The sequence below is a fragment of the Achromobacter sp. ES-001 genome (assembly GCF_019448355.1).
GTDB classification, from domain to species: Bacteria; Pseudomonadota; Gammaproteobacteria; order Burkholderiales; family Burkholderiaceae_B; genus Achromobacter; species Achromobacter spanius_B.
The window spans coordinates 4,508,462-4,526,912 of the sequence record NZ_CP079940.1 but is presented as its reverse complement, the minus strand read 5'-3'; the positions used below and the strand labels follow the sequence as shown (position 1 = coordinate 4,526,912).

The window sequence follows — 18,451 nt, the reverse complement described above, 5'->3', positions numbered from 1 at the left end:
CTTGCTGCTCGGGCAGGGCGCCGGCTTGAGCTGACGCGCAGGCCGGCGCCTTGGCCTTACTTTCGATTCGGCCGGGCCGGGTCGACCGGACGTCCGTAGACGTCCTTGCCTTCCTCGGCCTGCGAGCCGCCCGCCGGATAGCCCGAATTGGTATTCGGGTCGCGATTGACCTCGCCTTGCGGAGGCCCGTCGGCCACGGGTTGGCCGGTGGCGCCCTTTTCGGCGGGGTCCACGTGCGGCGAGGGCGGCGGGTTGGGGGCGGGCGCGGGTTTGGAATCGGTCATGGTTCCTCCTGGCAGGGTGCGGGTTGCGTGCCTTGCGGGATGCGCGGCGTCGGCACCGGTTCAGCAACTGCCATTCCTGAAGGAGACGGTATGTTCACTCACATCCAAATCGGCGCGCGCGATTGGCCGCGGCTGGTGGACTTCTATGACGCCGTGTTGGCGCCGCTGGGTTTGGCGCGGCGCAACGCCATCGACAACGCGGGGCCGGAAGGCGTGATCTGGGGCGTGGGCTCGGCGCGCTGGCCGACGTTTGTGGTCGCGCCCCCGTTCAACGGCTTGCCCGCCACCTGGGGCAATGGCTGCCAGGTCAGTTTCGAGGCGCCGTCCGAAGACGTGGTGCGCCAGTGCTGGACCGCGGCGCTGGCGCACGGCGCGGTGGACGAAGGCGCGCCCGGCTTGCGCAGCCGGTACGCGCCCGACTTCTACGCCGCCTACTGCCGCGACCCCGAGGGCAACAAGCTGGCCTTCGTATGCGCCAGCCGGCACGAAAAGTCGACCGCAGGCCCATCGGAACGTCCTTCGGCAAACCCTTCAGCAAGCCCTCCGGCAAGCCCTCCGGCAAGCCCGCCCCCGGCCCCGCAAAGCAGCGGCCCCGCAGCCCCGCCCGCTGGCACGGCGCCGGCGGCCCCGGCCACCCCCGCGCCCGATCCCGGCGAGGACTTGTCCGCGATCCCCTGATTGGAAGCCGCGCCCAGGCGGCGGCCAAGGGCGCGTTCAATCGGGCGCAGTTCGGCCAGCAATGCCACTACCAAAGCCACCGCGCCCACCGCGAAAAGCATCCGGTGTTGGCCTCCGGTGGCGCTGAATACGGCCGAGTAGGCGTATCCCGCCACCGCCTGAAAGGTGGCGAAGCTGACGGTGGCGCGGCTCCATGCGCGGTTCTGCGCCAGCGGATCGTGCGGGATCAGGTCATGGATGCGCGCCAGCGCCAGCGGCACGATGCCGGGGGGGAAGGTGCCCACCATGAACGCAGCGGCCGCCAGCAACCCGCCGCCGTGCGCCAGTGTCAGCGCGGCCATGGCAACGGCCTGCATCGCCAACACCAGGCGCAAAGCGCTGCGCGGACCCAGCCTGTCGCCCAGCCAGCCGTACAGCGGCGGCCCCATCATCGCGCCCACCCCGTACAGAATCCAGTAATACGCACCGGCGTGCGGATCGCCGGTCAGGCCGCGTTGGACAAAGTCCACCAGAAACACCATCGGCGCCACCAGCGCTACGGCCATCAGACCGTATTGGCCGAACAACAACACAACTCCGGCACGCGGGTCGGAAGCGTTCGCGTGGGCTGACGCGGGCGCGGATGAGTCGCGGGACGTGCCCCTGCCGGACGTGCCCGCGCCGGTCGTTCCAACGCCGGTCGTCCCAGCGCCCCTCGTCCCAACGCTGCTCGTCCCGGCGCCGGCGCTGACCGAGGCCAACGCCGACGGCGACGGTGCCGCCGGCGATACGGGCGCGGTCACGCCATGAGCCGGCCACGCGCTCCATGTCAACAAGGTCAGCACCGCCGAGATCGCGGCCAGCCCCAGCCATGCGGCTTGCAGGCCGAAGCCCAGCAGCCACGGCACAACCGTGCCCGAGCCCGCGATGCCCACGCCGATACCCAGGAATATCGCGCCGCCCGCCAGCCCCCGGCGTTCGCGCGGCACGTGCGGCAGCACGGTGGCGGCGGCCAGCACCATGATGGCGCCGCCCGCGATGCCCGACATCAGGCGCCAGCCGAAGAACCAGCCCAGCGCTTGGCGGTAGGCACAAGCCAGAAACGCCAGCGTCACCAGCGCCATCATGGCGCGCAGTACCTGGGTGTTGGAAAAACGCCGCGCCAAAGGCTGTCCGATCAGTGCGCCGACCAGGTAACCGGTCAGGTTCGCGGCGCTTAGAAACACCACGCTGGACGACGAAAACCAATGCGCCTGGATCAGCGCGGGCACCAGGGGCGCATAGGCAAAACGGGCCAGCCCGATGCTGGCCAGACTGGCGGCAAACCCGGCCAGCACGTAGCGCCAGGGGGCGCCGGCGGAGCCTGGCAGGGCAGGGGTGGATGGGCGTGACATGGTGGGACCTCTACGTTTTCAGCACGACCCAATCGGGTCGATATGCCAAAAAGTATAGGAACGCCAGGTGCTGGAATCACGCAGCAATTTGCAATGGCAATGATGCAAAAACGCAGCGGTTTGTAGGCGTTGCGCAGGGCGCGGCATCGATCCCCCAGCCGCCTTGCGCACCGCGCTATTCGAACTGCGCCACGACCGTATCGATGAAGGCGCGCACGCGTGCCGTGTGGCGCAGGTCCTGGTGGGTGACCAGCCAGACGGCAAAGCCACCTTCCCGCTCGCGGTCGGACCATAGCCGTGTCAGGCCCCCGCGTTCGCCCATCGGCACCGGCAATTCACCGATGCCCACGCCGCTAGCGATCAGCGTGCGCAGCATCAGGCTGGAATTGGCCGTAGCGACGATGCGGCCCGCTTGCGCCGGTTCGCCCACGATGGTCGGCGGCCGTCCGCCTTCCAGGTAGGGCTGGTAATACACCAGATCGTGTCCCTTGAAGCCGCCATGCTCGGTGGGCGCCCCGTGTCGTTCCAGATAGCCCGTCGAGGCATACAGGCCCACCGGCCACAGCGCCAGCTGGCGCGCGATCAGGTCCGGGTTGTCGGGCTTCATGTTGCGGATGGCGATGTCGGCCTCGCGCCGCGCCAGGTTGGCCATCTGCGTGGCTACGCTCAGCCGCACCCGCACGTCGGGGTGGCGCGCGTGCAAGTCGGCGATGGCCGGAATAACGAATTCCATCGCCAGCGAATCGGTGGTGGCCACCTTCACTTCGCCTTCCAGCCGCCCGTCCGTGCCCTGCGCCTGTCGCACCAGGTCATTGGCGAACTGCTCCATGCGTTCGGCAGCGTGCAGCACCGCGCTGCCGGCCGTCGTCAGCGTGTAGCCGGTTGAGCTGCGCAGAAACAGGGTGGCGCCCAGGTTGTGTTCCAGCACGCCGATCCGCCGTCCTATCGTGGCTTGGTCCACGCCCGCCACACGCGCCGCGCGGCGCAGCGTTCCTTCGCGTTGCAGCGCAAGAAATATTCTTGCATCGTCCCAATTCATGGTGTCGTCCCGGCGCTCAGGCCGGGGGCAGGTGGCACACGGCTTCCAGGTTGTGGCCGTCGGGCGCCCGCACGAAGGCGGCGTAGTAATTGGGGTGGTAGTGGGGGCGCAGGCCCGGGGCGCCATTGTCGGTGGCGCCTGCCGCCATGGCGGCCTGGTAGAACGCGTCCACCTCGGCGCGGTTGGCGGCGGTGATGGCGATGTGCAGCGGCGGCGACACCGCCTGGGTGCCGTACAGCCACATTGAGGGCTTGCCCGCGCGGCCCAGGCCCACGCTGTCGGGCCCTTGCATGGCAAGGCCAACCCCCAGGGGGGCCAGCGCTTGCAGGAAGAATGCGCGACTGCGTTCCATGTCGCTGACGCCGAATCCGATGTGATCGAACATGCTGGCCTTAATCAATTGAATGCGGCGGCCGATGGCCGCCGGGTATGGCGTTTGCTTCGCACGGCTCTTGTCGGCCACACAGAGGCGAAACCCATGCTACAGGACGAACTACTTGCAAAGATGATCGTAAAAACTGCACCGTGTCGTCGTTTTGACGACTGGGCCGAGGTGCTGACGGAATTCGCCAGCTGTCTGGTGCAGATCAGCCCGCGCCTGAGCCCGGAGGAGTGCGACAGGCTGATCAATATTGGCGCCTCGTTCTATCGCACCCTAGCCCGTGCGGAGGACTACCGGCGCACTTCGATCCATGGCGACTAGCTGATGCGCGCGGTCGCGCGCCGGCGTCGGGCGGCTGCGCATCTGCATGCGCCACCCGGCTTCCCAGGCGCGCACCTTTTCACGCCACAGGGAGATCGACTCGCCCGTGTGGCCGGGCATTTCAACAGCGCGATAGTACGGGCAGTCCCATAAGGTCAAGCCCTGCCGGGCGGCGTTCGCGCCGAGCTTCTGGATGTCATCGCGATGCATTGCTGAACCCTCCAAAAGTATGAAGAACGGACCGCCAGTATCGTGCGGTTCGGGGCAGCTTTGCAATAGTGTTGCGGTACCAGATGGGGGGAGTTGGATTGTTCCTGGGGCAAGGCGCATTGTTGCCCCGCGGGCAACACCGTGGTCCCTGGTGCAGGCCTACTGCCGTGGTGTGGGCAGGCCTACGATTTGGGCGTCGTTCAAGCATCCCGCGCCTCCCGCGAAACCGCGCGGCGCGCTTACCCAAATCCAACCCCCCCGGAGCCACCATGAGTCAACGCCTTAACGCTTTTGCGCAATCGCCCGCGCTGTTCAAGAAGTTTGTCGAATTCGGCATGTTGTTGAAGTCGGGGTCGATCGAGCCGTCCATCCTGGGCCTGATCGAGATCCGCGCGTCCCAGATCAACGGCTGCGGCTTCTGCCTGGACATGCACGTGAAAGAGGCCAAGATCCGTGGCGAAGGCGAATTGCGCCTGCACCATGTTGCGATCTGGCGCGAGTCCACGGAATTTTCACCGCGCGAACGGGCCTGCCTGGCATGGACCGAAGCACTGACGACGTTGGGCGCACACGGCGTGCCGGACGACATCTACGAGCGCGTACGCGGCGAATTGTCCGAAAAAGAAATCAGCGACCTCAGCTTCGCCATCATGGCCATCAACGGGTGGAACCGGCTGAACGTGGGCTTTCGCACCGTGCCGGGCTCGGCCGACAAGGCCTATGGCCTGGACAAAGCCAACTTCAGCTAAGGAAAGCGCCATGAAAATCCTGGTCATCGGCGGAACCGGCCTGATCGGCTCCAAGCTTGTGAAGCGGCTTGTCGAACGCGGCCACGAGGCCATCGCCGCCTCGCCCGCCACCGGCGTGAACACCGTCACGGGCGTGGGCCTGGATAGCGCGCTGGTGGGCGTGGACACCGTGGTCGACGTGGCCAATTCGCCCTCGTTTGAAGACGACGCCGTGCTGGAATTCTTCCAGGCGTCGGGGCGCAACCTGCTGGCCGCCGAAGCGCGCGCCGGGGTGCGGCACCACGTGGCACTGTCGGTGGTGGGCACGCATCGCCTGGCCGAAAGCGGCTATTTCCGCGGCAAGATCGCGCAGGAAGCGCTGATCGAGGCGGGCGGTATTCCCTACACCATCGTCCACAGCACACAGTTCTTTGAATTCCTGGGCGGCATCGTGCAGGCGGGCGCGCAGGGCAACGACGTGCGGCTCTCGCCCGCCTTTGTGCAGCCGATTGCGTCCGACGACGTGGCCCTGGCCATGGCGGACGCCACGCTGGCCCCGCCGGTGAACGGCATCGTGGAAATCGCCGGGCCTGAGCAGGTGCGGCTGTCCACACTGGTGCAACGATACCTGGACAAGACCGGCGATACCCGCACGGTGCGCGCCGACCCCGGTGCGCGCTATTTCGGCGCGCTGCTCAATGACGACACCCTGGTGCCGGCGTCCTCGGCGCGCTTGGGTTCGATAGACTTCGACACCTGGTTCAGCCAGTCGGGCGTCAGGAAATAGCGGGGCGGCGCCGGGGGCGGCAGCAAGCCGGAGCCCCGGATGTGCTCGGTCATGTAGTCGATGAACACGCGCATGCGGGCGGGCAGATGCTGGCGGCTTAAAAAGCACAGGTAATGCCCGCGGTCATCGGGCGCGTGCTGCGGCAGGCAGGCCACCAGCGTGCCGGCACGCAGATGGTCGCAAACCTGGTAGGCGGCCATCTGCGCAATGCCGTGGCCGTCCAGCACCGCCTGCAACACCAGGTCGGCGTCGTTGAAGGTCAGCATCGCGGGCGGCGTCACCTTCTGCAAGCGGTCGCCCAGCTTGAATTCCCATTCAAAGATCCGGCCCGACGCCAGTCGGAAGTTCACGCCACGGTGGTCCAGGATGTCGTCCACGCTGGCGGGCAGGCCGTGCGCGGCGGCGTAGCCGGGCGAGGCGCACAGCAGCATCTGCATGGGGATGATTTTTTTTGCGATGACCTGGCTGTCTTCCATGCGGCCATTGCGAAACGACACGTCAACGCCGTCCGCCGCGAAGTCGGTCGGCCCATCGTCCAGCAGCAGGTCCACCGCAATGCCGGGGTTGGCCCGGCAGAACCCGTGCAGCAGGGGCGCGACGACCTTGCGGCCAAAGCCCACGGTGGAACACACGCGCAGGTGGCCCGACGGCGGGCCTTCGCGCAGCTCGCGCATGTCATCCAGCGCTTGCACGATACGCGCCACGCCGGGATGGCACTGGTCGTAAAACTGCCGCCCCTCGGCGGTCAGTGACGTGCTGCGCGTGGTGCGCACGAACAGCCGGGTGCCCAGCTGGTCTTCCAGTTTCTGCACGCTGCGGCTGACGGCCGACCGCCCGATGCCCAGCCGGTCGCCCGCCTTGGCGAAGTTGCCTTCGACGGCCACCGCAATGAATGCCACCACGCCGGCATAGCTGGTGGCAAAGCTGTCGGCCAGGGAATCCGGCCCAAGGGGAGAGGGAGTGATCGATGGGGCAAACAAGGGTGTCGACATGGTGGCGGCGCGGCAAGGGTGGGTCTTATGGCTAAGACGGCGCACGCGGCCATTCTGTGACATTGGATGGGAAAAACTCGGGTTTTTCCCTAGGATGGGGCGCCACCCAAAGAGGCATCAAAAAGCGCGTCAAAAGGCGCATCAAAAAGCGCCTCAAGCGCGGGCGCGGATTGCGCCCGGCAGGGGCGGACGGCGCCCGCTGCCCGGCGCGTCCGGCTCAGGGGGGCGGCTTAGTGAACGGGGATCAAGGCGGGGGCGCCCTTTTTCTTGATCAGCACCACCACGAACTTCGCCGGTTCGGTCTGGCTGGCGTTGCGCCCCACCGTGTGCACATCGTCCGGCCCTTCGAAGAAGGTCTGGCCCGGCGTCAAGGTGACTTCCTTGCCGCCCTTGACCTGCATGATGATGCTGCCTTGCAGGACATAGACGAAGCTGTACGCGTCGTGGCGGTGGATCGGGTCGGCCGCGCCGGGCGGGTAATCGACCGTAATCATCAAGGCGTCTTTGCCGGGAATGTCCGGTAGCGGCTTCGTCATCAGTTCGGTAACGATGGGTTCGGCGGGCGCGGCCTGGGCCGGGGCGTTGCCCAGCAGGGCGCCGGTTGCGACCAGGGCCAGGGGCAGGGCAAGCTTGAACAGTTTCGACATGGGCGTTCCTTGGCGGATGTGACAAGGCCCCATCGTAGAAGTGCCGACCGGCGTGGCGGTAGAGCCGCGCAAGGGATCACCATGTTGCCCGCTGCGCACCATCGCTGCGGCAAAGCCCCATCGCCGCGTACCGCCTTATGCCAACGCTGCTGCGATCCGCGCGAGCTTGTCGGGGTTGCGCTGCACCAGCACGCGCGTCAACCGTTGTCCGTCCGTCTCGTACGACTGCACCGATTCCAGTTGCCCGTCGATGTATCGAAGCAAGGTCCATTGCCCGTTGATCTCTACGACCTCGGCGCGCAGGCCGTCGCCAAAGCGGCGCTTGCCCGCGTAGAACAATTGCGCCAGCCGTTTGCCACCCACCAGCCGCGCAAACGCGGTGGCCTTGCCACCGCCGTCGCCGATCAGTTCGGCGTCGTCGCTTAATAGCGCATGCAAGCCGTGGAAATCGCTGCGCTGCATGGCGTCGGCAAAGGCCAGCAACAAGCGGCGCAAGGTCGCCCGCGAGACGGCTTCACGCGGCGCGCCCTGGCGCAGTTGCAGCCGGGCGCGCCGTACCAGCTGGCGGCAGGCTGCCTGTGTCTTGCCCAGCGTGTCGGCGATGTCTTCGTAATCGGCATCGAACACGTCGTGCATCAGGAAGGCCGCGCGCGCGTCGGGCGACAGACGTTCCAACATGAACAGAAACGCCACGGACACATCGTCCGCGAATTCGTGGATCTGTTCAGGCGTGGACGGCGCGGCCATCAGCATGGGTTCGGGCAGCCATACGCCCGTGTACTGGGCGCGTTCAAGCTTGGCCGCGCGCAGGCGGTCGATGGACAAACGCGTGGTGGCCGTGACAAGCCAGGCCTCGGCGTTTTCCACCAAGGCGTGGTCGGCGCCGTGCCAGCGCAGCCATGCTTCCTGCACCACGTCCTCGGCCTCAGCCACCGCGCCCAGCATGCGATACGCCAGCGCGAACAGGCGCGGGCGGTGACGCTCGAAAAGTAGCAATGAATCGGTCATGTCGGACGCAAGCGCCAGGTAGAAGTCGGGGCGTGCAGCCGCGTATTTTGCCGCACTTTGCCGGGGCAATGGGTCAGCCGGGCAATGGGTCAGCGCGCCGCGGTGTGCAAGCCGTAACACCCGCCAGCGATTGGTGCGCCGTTCGCAACATGGCGCTTCACCTCGCGTGGCTACCGCGCATCCGGGGCCGCGCCTAGGATGGCTACGCTGTTCAGCCACTTAGGAGATTCGTTATGTTTCGCACCGATACCCCCCTGACCACCTCGCCTTCGCATGCCGGCGTCCAACCCCCCGTGGACCTGGTCCCGTCCCGTTACGCGGTACGCATCGGCGACATCGACGCGATGGTCGTCAGTGACGGCGTCCTGCCCCTGCCCACGTCCACGATGGCCACCAACGCCGACCCCGCCGACCTGGCGGACTGGCTGGACCACATGTTCATGCCGCCCGATGCGTTCGACTGGCCACTGAACGTGATGGTGGCCCGCAGCGGCGAGCAAACCATCTTGATCGACGCAGGCCTGGGCGGGCAGTTTCCCGGCTTCCCGCGTGCCGGGCTGTTTCCGCAGCGGCTCGCTTGCGCGGGCATTGCGCTGGAATCCGTGACGGACGTGATCATCACCCACATGCACATGGACCATGTTGGCGGCCTGCTGGTGGACGATGTGAAAAAGCGTCTGCGCCCGGACGTGCGCATCCACGTGGCGGCTGCCGAGGTCGCGTTCTGGACGTCGCCCGACTTTTCGCAGACGGTGATGCCCAAGCCGGTGCCCGACGTGCTGCGTACCACGGCCACCGCGTTCTATAACGAATACCGCGACCGGCTGCGCCTGTTCGACGACAAGCATCAGGTGGCGCCGGGCGTGACGGTGCGCGTCACCGGTGGCCATACGCCAGGCCACAGCGTGGTCGATCTGGTCTCGGGCGGCGAACGCCTGACCTTTGCGGGCGACGCGATGTTTCCCGTGGGCTTTGACCACCCGGACTGGCACAACGGCTTTGAGCACGACCCCGACGTATCCGCCCAAGTTCGCATCGGGCTGTTCCGCGAGCTTGCGGAAAACCGTGGGCTGCTGGTGGCCGCCCACTTGCCGTTCCCGTCGGTGGGCCGGATTGCGGTGGCGGGCGACGCGTTTCGCTGGGTCCCGGTGATTTGGGATTTCTGATCGCCGCGCGTCGCCCGGTCTGCCTTAACGCATCAGTAGTTGATCGACGCCGACAACATATACGTGCGACCCGCCGCGTTCGTCACGAAAGAGCCCGAGGCCAGCCAGTACTTCTTGTCGGCCACGTTTTCGACGTTGGCGCGGAACACGACGTCCTTGCCGGCGATCTGCGTCGCGTAGCGCGCGCCCAGGTCAAAGCGCGTGTAGCCGGGCAGGCGCAGCGTGTTGGCGTTGTTCAAGTAGACCGACGATGTGCGGATGGCGCGGCCGTTCAGGCTCAGGCCCTGCACCCATGGCGTGTCCCAGTCCAGCCCCAGGTTGTAGGTGCTGGCGGGCACGCCGGCCGGGCGGTTGCCCTGGCTGACGCCGCCGGGCGTCTTGGTCAGTTCGCTGTCGATGAAGGCGGCGCTGGCCATCAGGCGCAGTCCGCGCACCAGTTCGCCGTAGCCGGTCAGTTCCAGGCCACGGTTGCGCTGTTCGCCGAAGTAGCCGTAGACGTTGCTGTCGTCGGCCTGGCCGGACGGGCGCGCAATCTGAAAGAGCGACAGGGTGGTGATGATGTTGCCGTCCCAGTCCACCTTCACGCCGGTTTCATACTGCTTGGACTTGTAGGGCGCCAGCACCGCGCCACGGTTTTCGTAGGTGTCGCCCACGATCGTGCCGCGCGTCAGGCCTTCGGTGAAGTTGGCGTAGACCGACACGTTCTGCAGCGGCTTGACGACGATGCCGCCGATGGGCGAGTTGGCGCTGGCCCGGTAGCCGCTGGTGCGCGCGCCGGCGGTGTTGTAGCTGTCTACGTCCACGACCTGGTGGCGGATGCCGGCCGTCAACAGGATGCGGTCCTGCGCAAAGGACAGCGTGTCGGCCAGCGCAAAGCTGGTCAGCGTGGTGTCGGACGCTTTTTGCGGCGTCAGGCGCACGGCGGGGCCGTCGGGAATGGGCGTGGGGTCGTAGATGTTGGACGCCACGATGGCCGACCCGGTGGAATAGGCGTTGCCCAATTCCTGCTTCATGTAGGTCGCGCCCAGCGTCACGCGGTGATTGACCGGGCCCGTGGCAAAGCGCGCGGTCAGGCCGGCGTCGCCGCTGCGCGTTTTCGAGTACGAGTCGTAGTACGTCGTCATGACGTTGAAATTGCCGTCCTGGTCCACCGACTGGCGCGCGCCGGCCATGTTGACGGTGACGGGGAAAATCTGCCGCACCTTGCCGTCGCGATAGCCCGCCGCGATGTGGCCGGTCAGGTTGTCGGTGAAGTCATATTCCAGGCGCGACATGATCGTGCTGTCGCGCTGCGACAGACGCGTGCCGGGGTAGAAGTTGATGTCGCCGTCGGGCGGCGAGGGCAGCTCGGTCACGTTGGCCTGCCAGCCGATCTGCGAGCGGAAATTCTCGATCACGTCTTCCTGGTGGATGGCGTCGGCTGACCAGCGCAGCCGCGCGCCGCGATAGTCGATGCCCAGCGCGCCCATGTCCAGGCCTTGCTTGCCGTCGCGCAACGTGGATTCACCCCCGCGCTTGACGCCGTTAAAGCGCAGGCCCCAGGCGTTGTCTTCGCCAAAGCGGCGGGCCAGGTCCAGTTGGCCGGTGAAGTTGGCCTTGCTGGCGTAGCCCAGCGTGGCGCGCGCCAGCGGTTCGTCTTCGGCGCGCTTGGTCACCACGTTGATCGCGCCACCGATGCTGCCGTTGGGCGGAATGCCGCGCATGAAGGCGCCGGGGCCCTTGAGCACTTCCACGCGTTCCAGGATCTGCACCGGCACGCGGCTGGACGACACCAGGCCATACAGGCCGTTCACGCTGACGTCGCCGCTGCCCACGGCAAAGCCGCGGATCTGGAAGTCTTCGCCAAAGCCGCCGCTTGAGGTCAACGTGCGCACCGACGCGTCGTTGACCACCACGTCGGCCAGCGTGCGGGCCTGTTGGTCGTACAGCAGTTCGGACGTGTAGTTCACGGTGCTGAACGGCGTGTCCATCACGTCTTCCGAACCCAGCACGCCCAGGCTGCCGCCGGTGGCAAGCTGCCCGCCGGTAAAGGGCGGGGCCAGCTCGCCCAGAATGCCGGCGGTGACGGTCACCGCTTCAAGCTGCACGGTGCCGCCGGCCGTGCCGGGGCGCGACAGCGTGACGTTGTTGCCGTTGCGCGTGTACTCGATGCCGGTGCCCTGCAACAGCTGGCGCAGCGCGTCTTCGGGCGACAGCTTGCCCGACAGGGCGCGTGCCTGCTGGCCGGCAAGAATGTCCTGCGAATAAAAGATCTGCAAGGAAGTCTGCGAGCCCAGCTGCAACAGCGCGTCGCCCAGCGGCTGCGCGGCAATGTTGACGCTGACGGGGGCTTCCTGCGCGTGCGCGGCGGGTGCCATGCCGAAGGCAAGCGATAGCGAGAATGCAAGCGCGCTGAGAACCACGCGCGAGGGCACGCGCGAGGGCACTCGCAAAGCGGGTCGGGCAGATACGGGTTTCAAGATCGGTAGCTCGGGTGGAAGGCGCGCCCGCACGGCGCGCCGGTTTCAACGGAATCGGGCAGGGTGCCCTGGGGCGGTCGGCCCCTTCCTATCTAGACGCATGAGCCCCACGAAAACCGGAATAAGAATCGATATTATTGTGTAACCGGTGTGTTACAAAAGGGCCGGCGCGCCCGGGACCAGCGGATCGGCTGACCCGTGGATCAGCGCCTCCCCCTCAACGCGCCACGATGCGTATCGCGCCGTCCTGTTGGCGGTCCAGCGTGACGGGGGCAATGGCCGGCAGCGCATCGATCATCGCCAGCGGGTCGTCCACGCTGAAGATGCCGGACACGCGGTGTTGCGCCAGCGCCGGGGCGTCCAGGCTGGCGGGCCGGGGCAGGTAGCGGTTCATCTCGCTGATGACGGTGGCCAGCGGCACGTTGTTGAATATGATCTTGCCGCGCTGCCACGCCGTCAGGTCCTGCACATTGACGGCGGCGACCTCGCTTAACGTGCTGCCCGGGTAGGCAACGGCTTGCTGGCCGGCGCTCAGCCGGCGTTCGTGCCGGCGCCACCAGGACCCCGTCTGCAAACGCACGGACCCGGATTCCACGCTGACCTGCAAACGGTCGCTGTCGCGCCGCACATTGAACCGGGTGCCCGTCACGGTGACTTGCCCCAGCCCGCCGACCACCACGAACGGGCGCGACGTATCGTGCCGCACATCGAAAAATGCCTCGCCCTGTTCCAGTTCCACGCGCCGCTCCCCCGTGCCAAAACGGGCCGCCACGCGAGTGTCGCCGTTCAGGCTCAGCACCGAGCCGTCCGGCAAGGTGACCTCGCGCCGCTCATTCTTGCGCGTGGCGTAATTGACCAGCGTGTCGTTGCCGTCAAAGACGAACGGCGCCGCCACCAAGCCGGCCACCAGCGGCACCGCACAGGCCGCCGCCACCCGTAGCCCAAAGCGCCGCCGCGACATCGCGGGCGGGCGGGGCGCCGTCAGCGAGGCGTCCATCAAGCCGCGCAGGCGCGCCTGCGGCAGCGACAGCACGGCGTCCCATTGGGCGCTCAGGCGGCGGTAATCGCGGTCGTTGTCGGGGCTGGCATCGCGCCAGGCCGCGAAGGCCTGCCGGTCCGCGGCGGTGACTTCGCCGGACTGCATGCGCGCAAACCAGTGGGCGGCGTCGGCGGGATGGTCCAGCGCGTCGCTGCCATCGCTGCCGCCGTCGCCATTGCGCGGCGGCATGCGCGGGTGCCCGGGGTCGCCGCCACCGTGGCCGGGGTTCGGGTAGCCGGTTTCAGAGTGGGGCATGGTGTTGCAGCCGTTCGTTGATGTGACGCACCGAGCGCGTCATGTATTTTTCCACCATGCTGCGCGACAGGCCCATTTCTTGCGCGATCTCGGTATGCGTCCAGCCTTCCAGCCGGCATCGCAGATAGACGTGCCGGCACTTAGGGGGCAGGTCTTCCAGTGCGCGGGTAAGTTCGTCGGCCAGTTGCTGAAACCGCACGCCGTCATCGGCGGGCGGCGTGGCGGGGTGGTCGCTGCGCGCCATGTCGTCCAGCGACGTGATTTCCAGCGTGCTCACATGCCGATGCTTGCTGACCAGCCGGTTCGAGGTGCCGCGCGACAGGTAGGCGCGGGGATCATAAATTGCCGCGACGTCGCCTTCAAGCATGCCCACCACGGTGTCGTGCATGGCGTCCTCGCCATCCTCGTGCCCCCGCCCGCGCCATTTGCCGATCATCTCCGCGTAATGGGCGAGCCAGTCTTTCCTGGCCTTGGGAGGGTGGGACATGAGAGAGAAACGCTTGGGCAAATGAAAAGTTATTGATTCTAATATGCATTTGCGTCTTTCGGTCAACTGCCGTGATGGACGGCGCACCGGCGCCGCGCGACCCGCTAACCGCAACTCATCTTGCGCAGCGCGTCTACGTTACGGATCTCCAGTTGCCGTTTGCGCACCTGCACCAATGCCGCTTCCTGTAGCCGCGAAAACACCCGGCAGACGGTCTCGACCTTCATGCCCAGATGGTTGGCGATGTCCTCGCGCGTCATCTTCAGCGTGAAGGCCATGGGCGAATAACCGCTGGCGGACATTTGTTCGGAAATGCCGATCAGGAAGCCTGCCACCCGTTCTTCCGCCGACATGCAACCCAGGGTCAGCAGCAGCCGGCAGTACTGGTTGGTGTCGTGGGCGATCAAACGGTTGAAATGCTGGGCCGCGCCAAAGTCGTCGCGGCAGTTGCGCATCAGATCGGCGAACGGCAGCACGCAAACCAGTGAATCTTCCAGGGCGATGGCGTCGCAGGTATGGTGACCCGTTTCGATGCCATCCAACCCCAGCATGGCGCCGGCAACCGGGAACGCGGTGATCTGCTCCAGCCCCGAGGAGTTGGTGACCCGCATCTTGACCGATCCCGAACGCAGCAGGAAGAAATTCTGCAACGCGTCTCCGGTCCGGTAGACGGATTCGCCGCGATGAATCACCTTGCGGCTACGGTTCACGGGGAACATGGAAGACGGTTCGGCTTGCCCCACCGGACGGCAGAAGCGTTCGGCCGAGCACGTCTGGCAAGCGGAAGGCATGGCGGGCTGCCATGCGATGTTGCTGGGACTGACAAGGGCAGCGTCCATGGCGGCATCTCGCTAGGTTGGAACGACGGGACTTTCCTCGTCCGAGGATCAGAGCGCTGCTCACACCCGCAGGCTCGACCGTAGTATGGAAGTCTTGCCGGCCTCCGGCTATCAGCGCGGCTCATCAGTTGACGCCGAAGAAGCCTGACGCGCGTAGGAATATTCCTACACGGTGCACTTAGTCATCCGGCGGGTCGTGATCGTCGATCAGGCGATGCCGGATGGCATAACGCACCAGGTCGGTCTGGTTGCGCCGGCTCATCTTGACCAGGATCCGGCTCTTGTAGGTGCTGACGGTCTTGACGCTAAGGAACAAGCGCCGCGCGATGTCTGAGTTGTCCAGGCCGGAAGCCAGGTAACGGAACACGGAGAGTTCGCGATCGGACAACAACGAATGCGGCAGGTCGCCGGTCTGGCCGTGCCGCTCGAATGCGATGCTCTCGGCCAGCAAGGGACTCAGGTAGCGCCCCCCCGCCGCCACTTTTCGCACCGCCTGCACCAGTTCTTCGGCGGCGCTGTCCTTGGTCAGGTATCCCGCCGCCCCCGCCTTGATCGCCTGCACGGCGTACTGCTGTTCACCATGCATGGTCAGCACAAGGATGGGCAGCGTCGGATGCGCATTTTTGATTTGCCGGATCAGTTCCACGCCGTCGCGGCCCGGCATCGACATGTCCAGCACCAGCAGATCCCCCTGATGTTGCCGCAGCAACTGCATCGCTTCGACGCCGTTTGCCGCTTCGCCTTGAACCAGGATGTCGCCCGCCTGCTCCAGCAGGCGCCGAAGGCCTTCCCGCAGCAAGGTGTGATCGTCTGCCAGCATGACGGTAATCACGATTCCTCCCATGGGGACTCGGGATGCTGCGCGGGCACGTCGGCTGCAGCCGGAATCCGCCTTTTTTCCGGGTGTTGATGGTGACTTCTCCGTTAAGCAGCCGCACGCGCTCGCGTATGCCTTGCAGCCCCAGCGACAGGGGCAGCTTCTTGGTCAGGCTTTCCGGCGTCGCGCCCACGCCGTTGTCTTGCACCGTCAGTTTGCAGTGCGTTTGGTCGCAAGAAAGTTGGACACGCACCTGCGGGGCCTGGGCATGCTTGGCGATATTGGTCAGCGCTTCCTGAACCACCCGAAACAGCGTCGTGGCGACACGCTTGGAGGGTTCGGCCGGCCCCATGCGTATGTCGGCATGGGTGTCGATGCCATAGCGCGACACAAAATTGGCGACCAACCATTCCACCGCGGCGGCCAGACCCAGGTCATCCAGCATGACGGGCCGCAGGTCCGAGGCAATGCGCCGCAGCGAAGCGAAGGTCGCCTTGATCACCCGACGCATGGCGCGCACCCGCTCGCGGGCGCCTATGTCCTCCGGCGCCAGCCCGGCTTCCAGTTGGGCCAGTTCCATGGTCAGCGCCGTGAGGCTCTGGCCCAGGTCGTCGTGCAGCTCGCGTGCGATGTGTTTCTTTTCCTGTTCGCGCACATGCAGCAAGGCGTTGGACAGCCGCGTCAACTCGTCGCGCGAGGCGCGCAGGGCCTGGTCGATGCGTTGGCGTTCTGTGATGTCGCGCAGGAAGATGGACAGGAATACGCCGGCGTCGGTCCGGGTTTGCGAGATGGACGCTTCCATCGGGAATTCTTCGCCGTTGGAACGCAGACCCCATAGCGGCGCGCCCAGGCCCATCTGCCGATCCGACATGCCCGTATCCTTGAATCGGCTGACGTGCTTGGCGTGAACCGCGCGAAAGCGCACGGGTATCAGGATGTCCAGGCTGGCGCCGATGGCCTGTCGGGCCTGGCATAGAAACACGCGTTCGGCCGCCGGGTTGAACATCACGATGCGTTGATGCTCGTCGATCGTGATGATCGGCTCGGTAGCGGACTGGATGATGTCCAGCAGCGGCGGGGCGATAGGCGATGGCGTCATTGCAAAATGTGCGAAGCCCCGACTTGGCCTTGAACGGCGACAAATCATTGCAGCACACATTACTGCGCGAATCCATAGACATCACGACACCGCGCCATGCGCGCTGCGCAGTGCGAAATGCGCACTAGTACGTACGAACGATGACGCCGCCCGGCCGAAGCGTCAGGGGCAGGCGTCAGACGTCGATCGAGGGCAGCAGCGGGTCGTTCCAGCCGCCCGGGCCCGGGGCAGCCAGCGTCTGCTCGCGAAAGCGGCAAAGGGACGCATCGCATTCCTCGGCCAGAACGTCGGACTCCTTCAACAGCAGCACAGAGCGAGGCTTGGCTCCCGCGGCGCGGACCATATCGTCCACCGCGCGGAACCCGCCATATCCGGACATGACGCAGATCACCGAGTACGCCCGGATTAACCGGCCGTGCGCTGTCAGGAACGAGCGCATGGGCGCCGCCAGCGCCCGCATCCACACGGGCGCGATCAGCACCACGTGTTCAAACTGGTCCGGCGCGGGGCCGTCGTAACGAAACGGCGGGCTGCGCTTGAGCAGAACGTCCAGCACGCAGCGCAGATCGCCCTGCAACCCCACGCGCGGCGAGACATCGCGGATTTCGTAAGCGGGCCAGCCGCTGACCGATGCCAGGCGCTGGGCCACCATGCGTCCGGTGCCGGTGCGTGAATAAAAGAAAATGCCGATGCGTCCCATGGTCAGGCCCCTTGCCGCCCGAGCGGCATCATGTTTCCTGAGCCAGCAGCGCGCGCAGGATGTCGCGCCGGCTGACCACGCCCACCAACTTTCCTTCGCGCGTGACGGGCACGCGCTTGATCCCATGCGTGAGCAGCACGTCCGCAATCTCGGCCACGCCGGCCGTTTCCCGCACCGTGATGGCAGGGCTGCTCATCACGTTGGCGGCGGTTTGCTCGCTGAGTTGCAGGCTGTGCAGGAAATCCAGATTCAGCGACTCGCCTTCCGCCAGCGCCGCCAGCCAATGATCCAGCTTTTTCTGATGCCCGCTGTCTTTGCGACGGACCAAGTCGCCCTCACTGACGATTCCCATCAAGGCGCCGTCGTCGCCCAGCACCATCACGGCGCTGATCTCGCGGTCCAGCAGGGCATGCATGATCTGCGATACAGGGGTTCTGGCGGTCACGCAAAAGGGGGCGGGGGTCATGAGATCGCGCGCAAGCATGGTGTTCTCCGGAATGGCGGGGCCGTATCCTGTCCTGTGGAATCGTTGATTCCATAGTGGCCTTCTGCCAGGCCGCAATGTTGATCTGGGTCAAGCAGGGTCGAGCGAAAAGGGCGGGGCGGCCGAGTTGATGAGCGGCCATGCCGGGGCATTGATAAGCCGTCGGCCTAGTTCACCAGCGTGACCGGGATGTGGACCGCGTGCAGTACCTTCAAGGCGACAGACCCCAGCAGCAGGCTGCCCGCCGCTCCCAGCCCGCGCGAACCCATGACGATGTGATCGCACTGGTGCTCGGTGGCATACGCCTTGACCGATTCGGCGATGGGTCCAACCCGCATGCTCGCTTCATACTGGACGCCCGCTTTGTCCAGCGCCGCTTTCGCATCGGCCAATGCCGTCTTGGCCTCGTCGTTGTAGTAGTCCTGGATCATTTCCTGCGATACGAATGCAAGCACCGAGCCCGACACGATGGGTAATTGGACATTGAGCAGATGCACGGTGCAGGGGCCATATTCGCGGATGTGCTCAACCATGTAGTGAACCGCGCGCAGCGCGTTGGCGGACCCGTCCACGGGGATCAAAACGTTTTTCACGATGCCTCCAGATCTTGGTCGCCCACGGCCCGATGGCCGTGGGTGCGCATGTCATCTTTGCACC

20 protein-coding genes and 1 pseudogene are annotated in these 18,451 nt (G+C 66.1%); 4 read left to right on the top strand and 17 right to left on the bottom strand.

Annotated features, from left to right (window positions below; all coding sequences use genetic code 11):
* Window positions 1-56: 56 nt before the first annotated feature.
* The 4 genes from KYT87_RS20365 to KYT87_RS20345 form a co-directional block, all read right to left on the bottom strand.
* Window positions 57-284 carry a hypothetical protein gene (locus tag KYT87_RS20365; protein ID WP_104144142.1) on the bottom strand — a complete coding sequence of 76 codons (228 nt, stop codon included), beginning with the start codon at window positions 282-284 and terminating at the stop codon, window positions 57-59.
* Between the two features lie 431 nt (window positions 285-715).
* Window positions 716-2,335: a YbfB/YjiJ family MFS transporter gene (locus KYT87_RS29885; RefSeq protein ID WP_370638722.1), complete on the bottom strand. Its 1,620-nt coding sequence runs from the start codon at window positions 2,333-2,335 to the stop codon at window positions 716-718.
* Between the two features lie 175 nt (window positions 2,336-2,510).
* Entirely contained in the window at window positions 2,511-3,374 is an 864-nt protein-coding gene (locus tag KYT87_RS20350) for a LysR family transcriptional regulator (RefSeq protein WP_104144141.1), read from the bottom strand.
* 16 nt (window positions 3,375-3,390) lie between these two features.
* Window positions 3,391-3,759, bottom strand: a complete 369-nt coding sequence (locus KYT87_RS20345) for a VOC family protein (RefSeq protein ID WP_046804895.1) — start codon at window positions 3,757-3,759, stop codon at window positions 3,391-3,393.
* 93 nt (window positions 3,760-3,852) lie between these two features.
* On the opposite strand from KYT87_RS20345, the gene KYT87_RS20340 reads away from it, so the two are divergent.
* On the top strand, window positions 3,853-4,077 hold the full coding sequence (locus KYT87_RS20340; protein ID WP_046804791.1) for a hypothetical protein: 225 nt from the start codon (window positions 3,853-3,855) through the stop codon (window positions 4,075-4,077).
* On the opposite strand, the gene KYT87_RS29975 is transcribed toward KYT87_RS20340, so the two are convergent.
* Window positions 4,030-4,287, bottom strand: a complete 258-nt coding sequence (locus tag KYT87_RS29975) for a CrpP-related protein (RefSeq protein WP_104144140.1) — start codon at window positions 4,285-4,287, stop codon at window positions 4,030-4,032. The two genes, KYT87_RS20340 and KYT87_RS29975, sit on opposite strands and share 48 nt — an antisense overlap.
* Before the next feature lie 269 nt (window positions 4,288-4,556).
* Between KYT87_RS29975 and KYT87_RS20335 the strand changes: the two genes are divergently transcribed.
* On the top strand, window positions 4,557-5,036 hold the full coding sequence (locus tag KYT87_RS20335; protein WP_120156526.1) for a carboxymuconolactone decarboxylase family protein: 480 nt from the start codon (window positions 4,557-4,559) through the stop codon (window positions 5,034-5,036).
* 10 nt (window positions 5,037-5,046) lie between these two features.
* Window positions 5,047-5,802 (top strand): SDR family oxidoreductase, encoded by a 756-nt coding sequence (locus tag KYT87_RS20330; RefSeq protein WP_219990714.1) that lies wholly within the window; start codon window positions 5,047-5,049, stop codon window positions 5,800-5,802.
* Here the strand turns inward: KYT87_RS20330 and KYT87_RS20325 are convergent.
* From KYT87_RS20325 to KYT87_RS20315, 3 genes are all read right to left on the bottom strand, one after another.
* Window positions 5,694-6,794 (bottom strand): LysR family transcriptional regulator, encoded by a 1,101-nt coding sequence (locus KYT87_RS20325; RefSeq protein ID WP_082134468.1) that lies wholly within the window; start codon window positions 6,792-6,794, stop codon window positions 5,694-5,696. The two genes, KYT87_RS20330 and KYT87_RS20325, sit on opposite strands and share 109 nt — an antisense overlap.
* 230 nt (window positions 6,795-7,024) lie before the next feature.
* The gene (locus KYT87_RS20320; protein ID WP_046804794.1) at window positions 7,025-7,441 is read right to left on the bottom strand and encodes a cupin domain-containing protein; all 417 of its coding nucleotides are present in this window, start codon (window positions 7,439-7,441) and stop codon (window positions 7,025-7,027) included.
* Window positions 7,442-7,576: 135 nt separating this feature from the next.
* Complete coding sequence (locus KYT87_RS20315) at window positions 7,577-8,449, bottom strand: RNA polymerase sigma-70 factor (protein ID WP_219990713.1); 873 nt, start codon at window positions 8,447-8,449, stop codon at window positions 7,577-7,579.
* A 233-nt stretch (window positions 8,450-8,682) separates the two neighbouring features.
* Here KYT87_RS20315 and KYT87_RS20310 point away from each other — a divergent pair, with 233 nt between their 5' ends.
* Window positions 8,683-9,615, top strand: a complete 933-nt coding sequence (locus KYT87_RS20310; protein WP_219990712.1) for an MBL fold metallo-hydrolase — start codon at window positions 8,683-8,685, stop codon at window positions 9,613-9,615.
* Between the two features lie 32 nt (window positions 9,616-9,647).
* Here KYT87_RS20310 and KYT87_RS20305 read toward each other — a convergent pair whose 3' ends face one another.
* From KYT87_RS20305 to KYT87_RS20265, 9 genes and pseudogenes are all read right to left on the bottom strand, one after another.
* Window positions 9,648-12,074, bottom strand: a complete 2,427-nt coding sequence (locus KYT87_RS20305; protein ID WP_240433942.1) for a TonB-dependent receptor — start codon at window positions 12,072-12,074, stop codon at window positions 9,648-9,650.
* A 217-nt stretch (window positions 12,075-12,291) separates the two neighbouring features.
* Complete coding sequence (locus KYT87_RS20300; RefSeq protein WP_219990711.1) at window positions 12,292-13,368, bottom strand: FecR family protein; 1,077 nt, start codon at window positions 13,366-13,368, stop codon at window positions 12,292-12,294.
* Window positions 13,355-13,855 (bottom strand): RNA polymerase sigma factor, encoded by a 501-nt coding sequence (locus KYT87_RS20295; RefSeq protein ID WP_219990710.1) that lies wholly within the window; start codon window positions 13,853-13,855, stop codon window positions 13,355-13,357. Before KYT87_RS20295 ends, KYT87_RS20300 begins: the two co-directional genes overlap by 14 nt.
* 104 nt (window positions 13,856-13,959) lie before the next feature.
* Window positions 13,960-14,694 (bottom strand): helix-turn-helix domain-containing protein, encoded by a 735-nt coding sequence (locus tag KYT87_RS20290; protein ID WP_046804799.1) that lies wholly within the window; start codon window positions 14,692-14,694, stop codon window positions 13,960-13,962.
* A 178-nt stretch (window positions 14,695-14,872) separates the two neighbouring features.
* Entirely contained in the window at window positions 14,873-15,526 is a 654-nt protein-coding gene (locus KYT87_RS20285) for a response regulator transcription factor (RefSeq protein ID WP_219992740.1), read from the bottom strand.
* A 103-nt stretch (window positions 15,527-15,629) separates the two neighbouring features.
* A pseudogene (locus tag KYT87_RS20280) lies at window positions 15,630-16,517 on the bottom strand (histidine kinase); the annotation flags it as partial.
* A gap of 268 nt (window positions 16,518-16,785) precedes the next feature.
* Window positions 16,786-17,310, bottom strand: coding sequence for a hypothetical protein (locus KYT87_RS20275; RefSeq protein ID WP_219990709.1), 525 nt, complete (start codon window positions 17,308-17,310; stop codon window positions 16,786-16,788).
* Between the two features lie 28 nt (window positions 17,311-17,338).
* A complete protein-coding gene (locus KYT87_RS20270; RefSeq protein WP_046804803.1) occupies window positions 17,339-17,794 on the bottom strand; it encodes a CBS domain-containing protein in 456 nt (151 codons plus the stop codon).
* Window positions 17,795-17,961: 167 nt separating this feature from the next.
* Entirely contained in the window at window positions 17,962-18,387 is a 426-nt protein-coding gene (locus KYT87_RS20265) for a universal stress protein (RefSeq protein ID WP_104144132.1), read from the bottom strand.
* Window positions 18,388-18,451 lie beyond the last annotated feature (64 nt).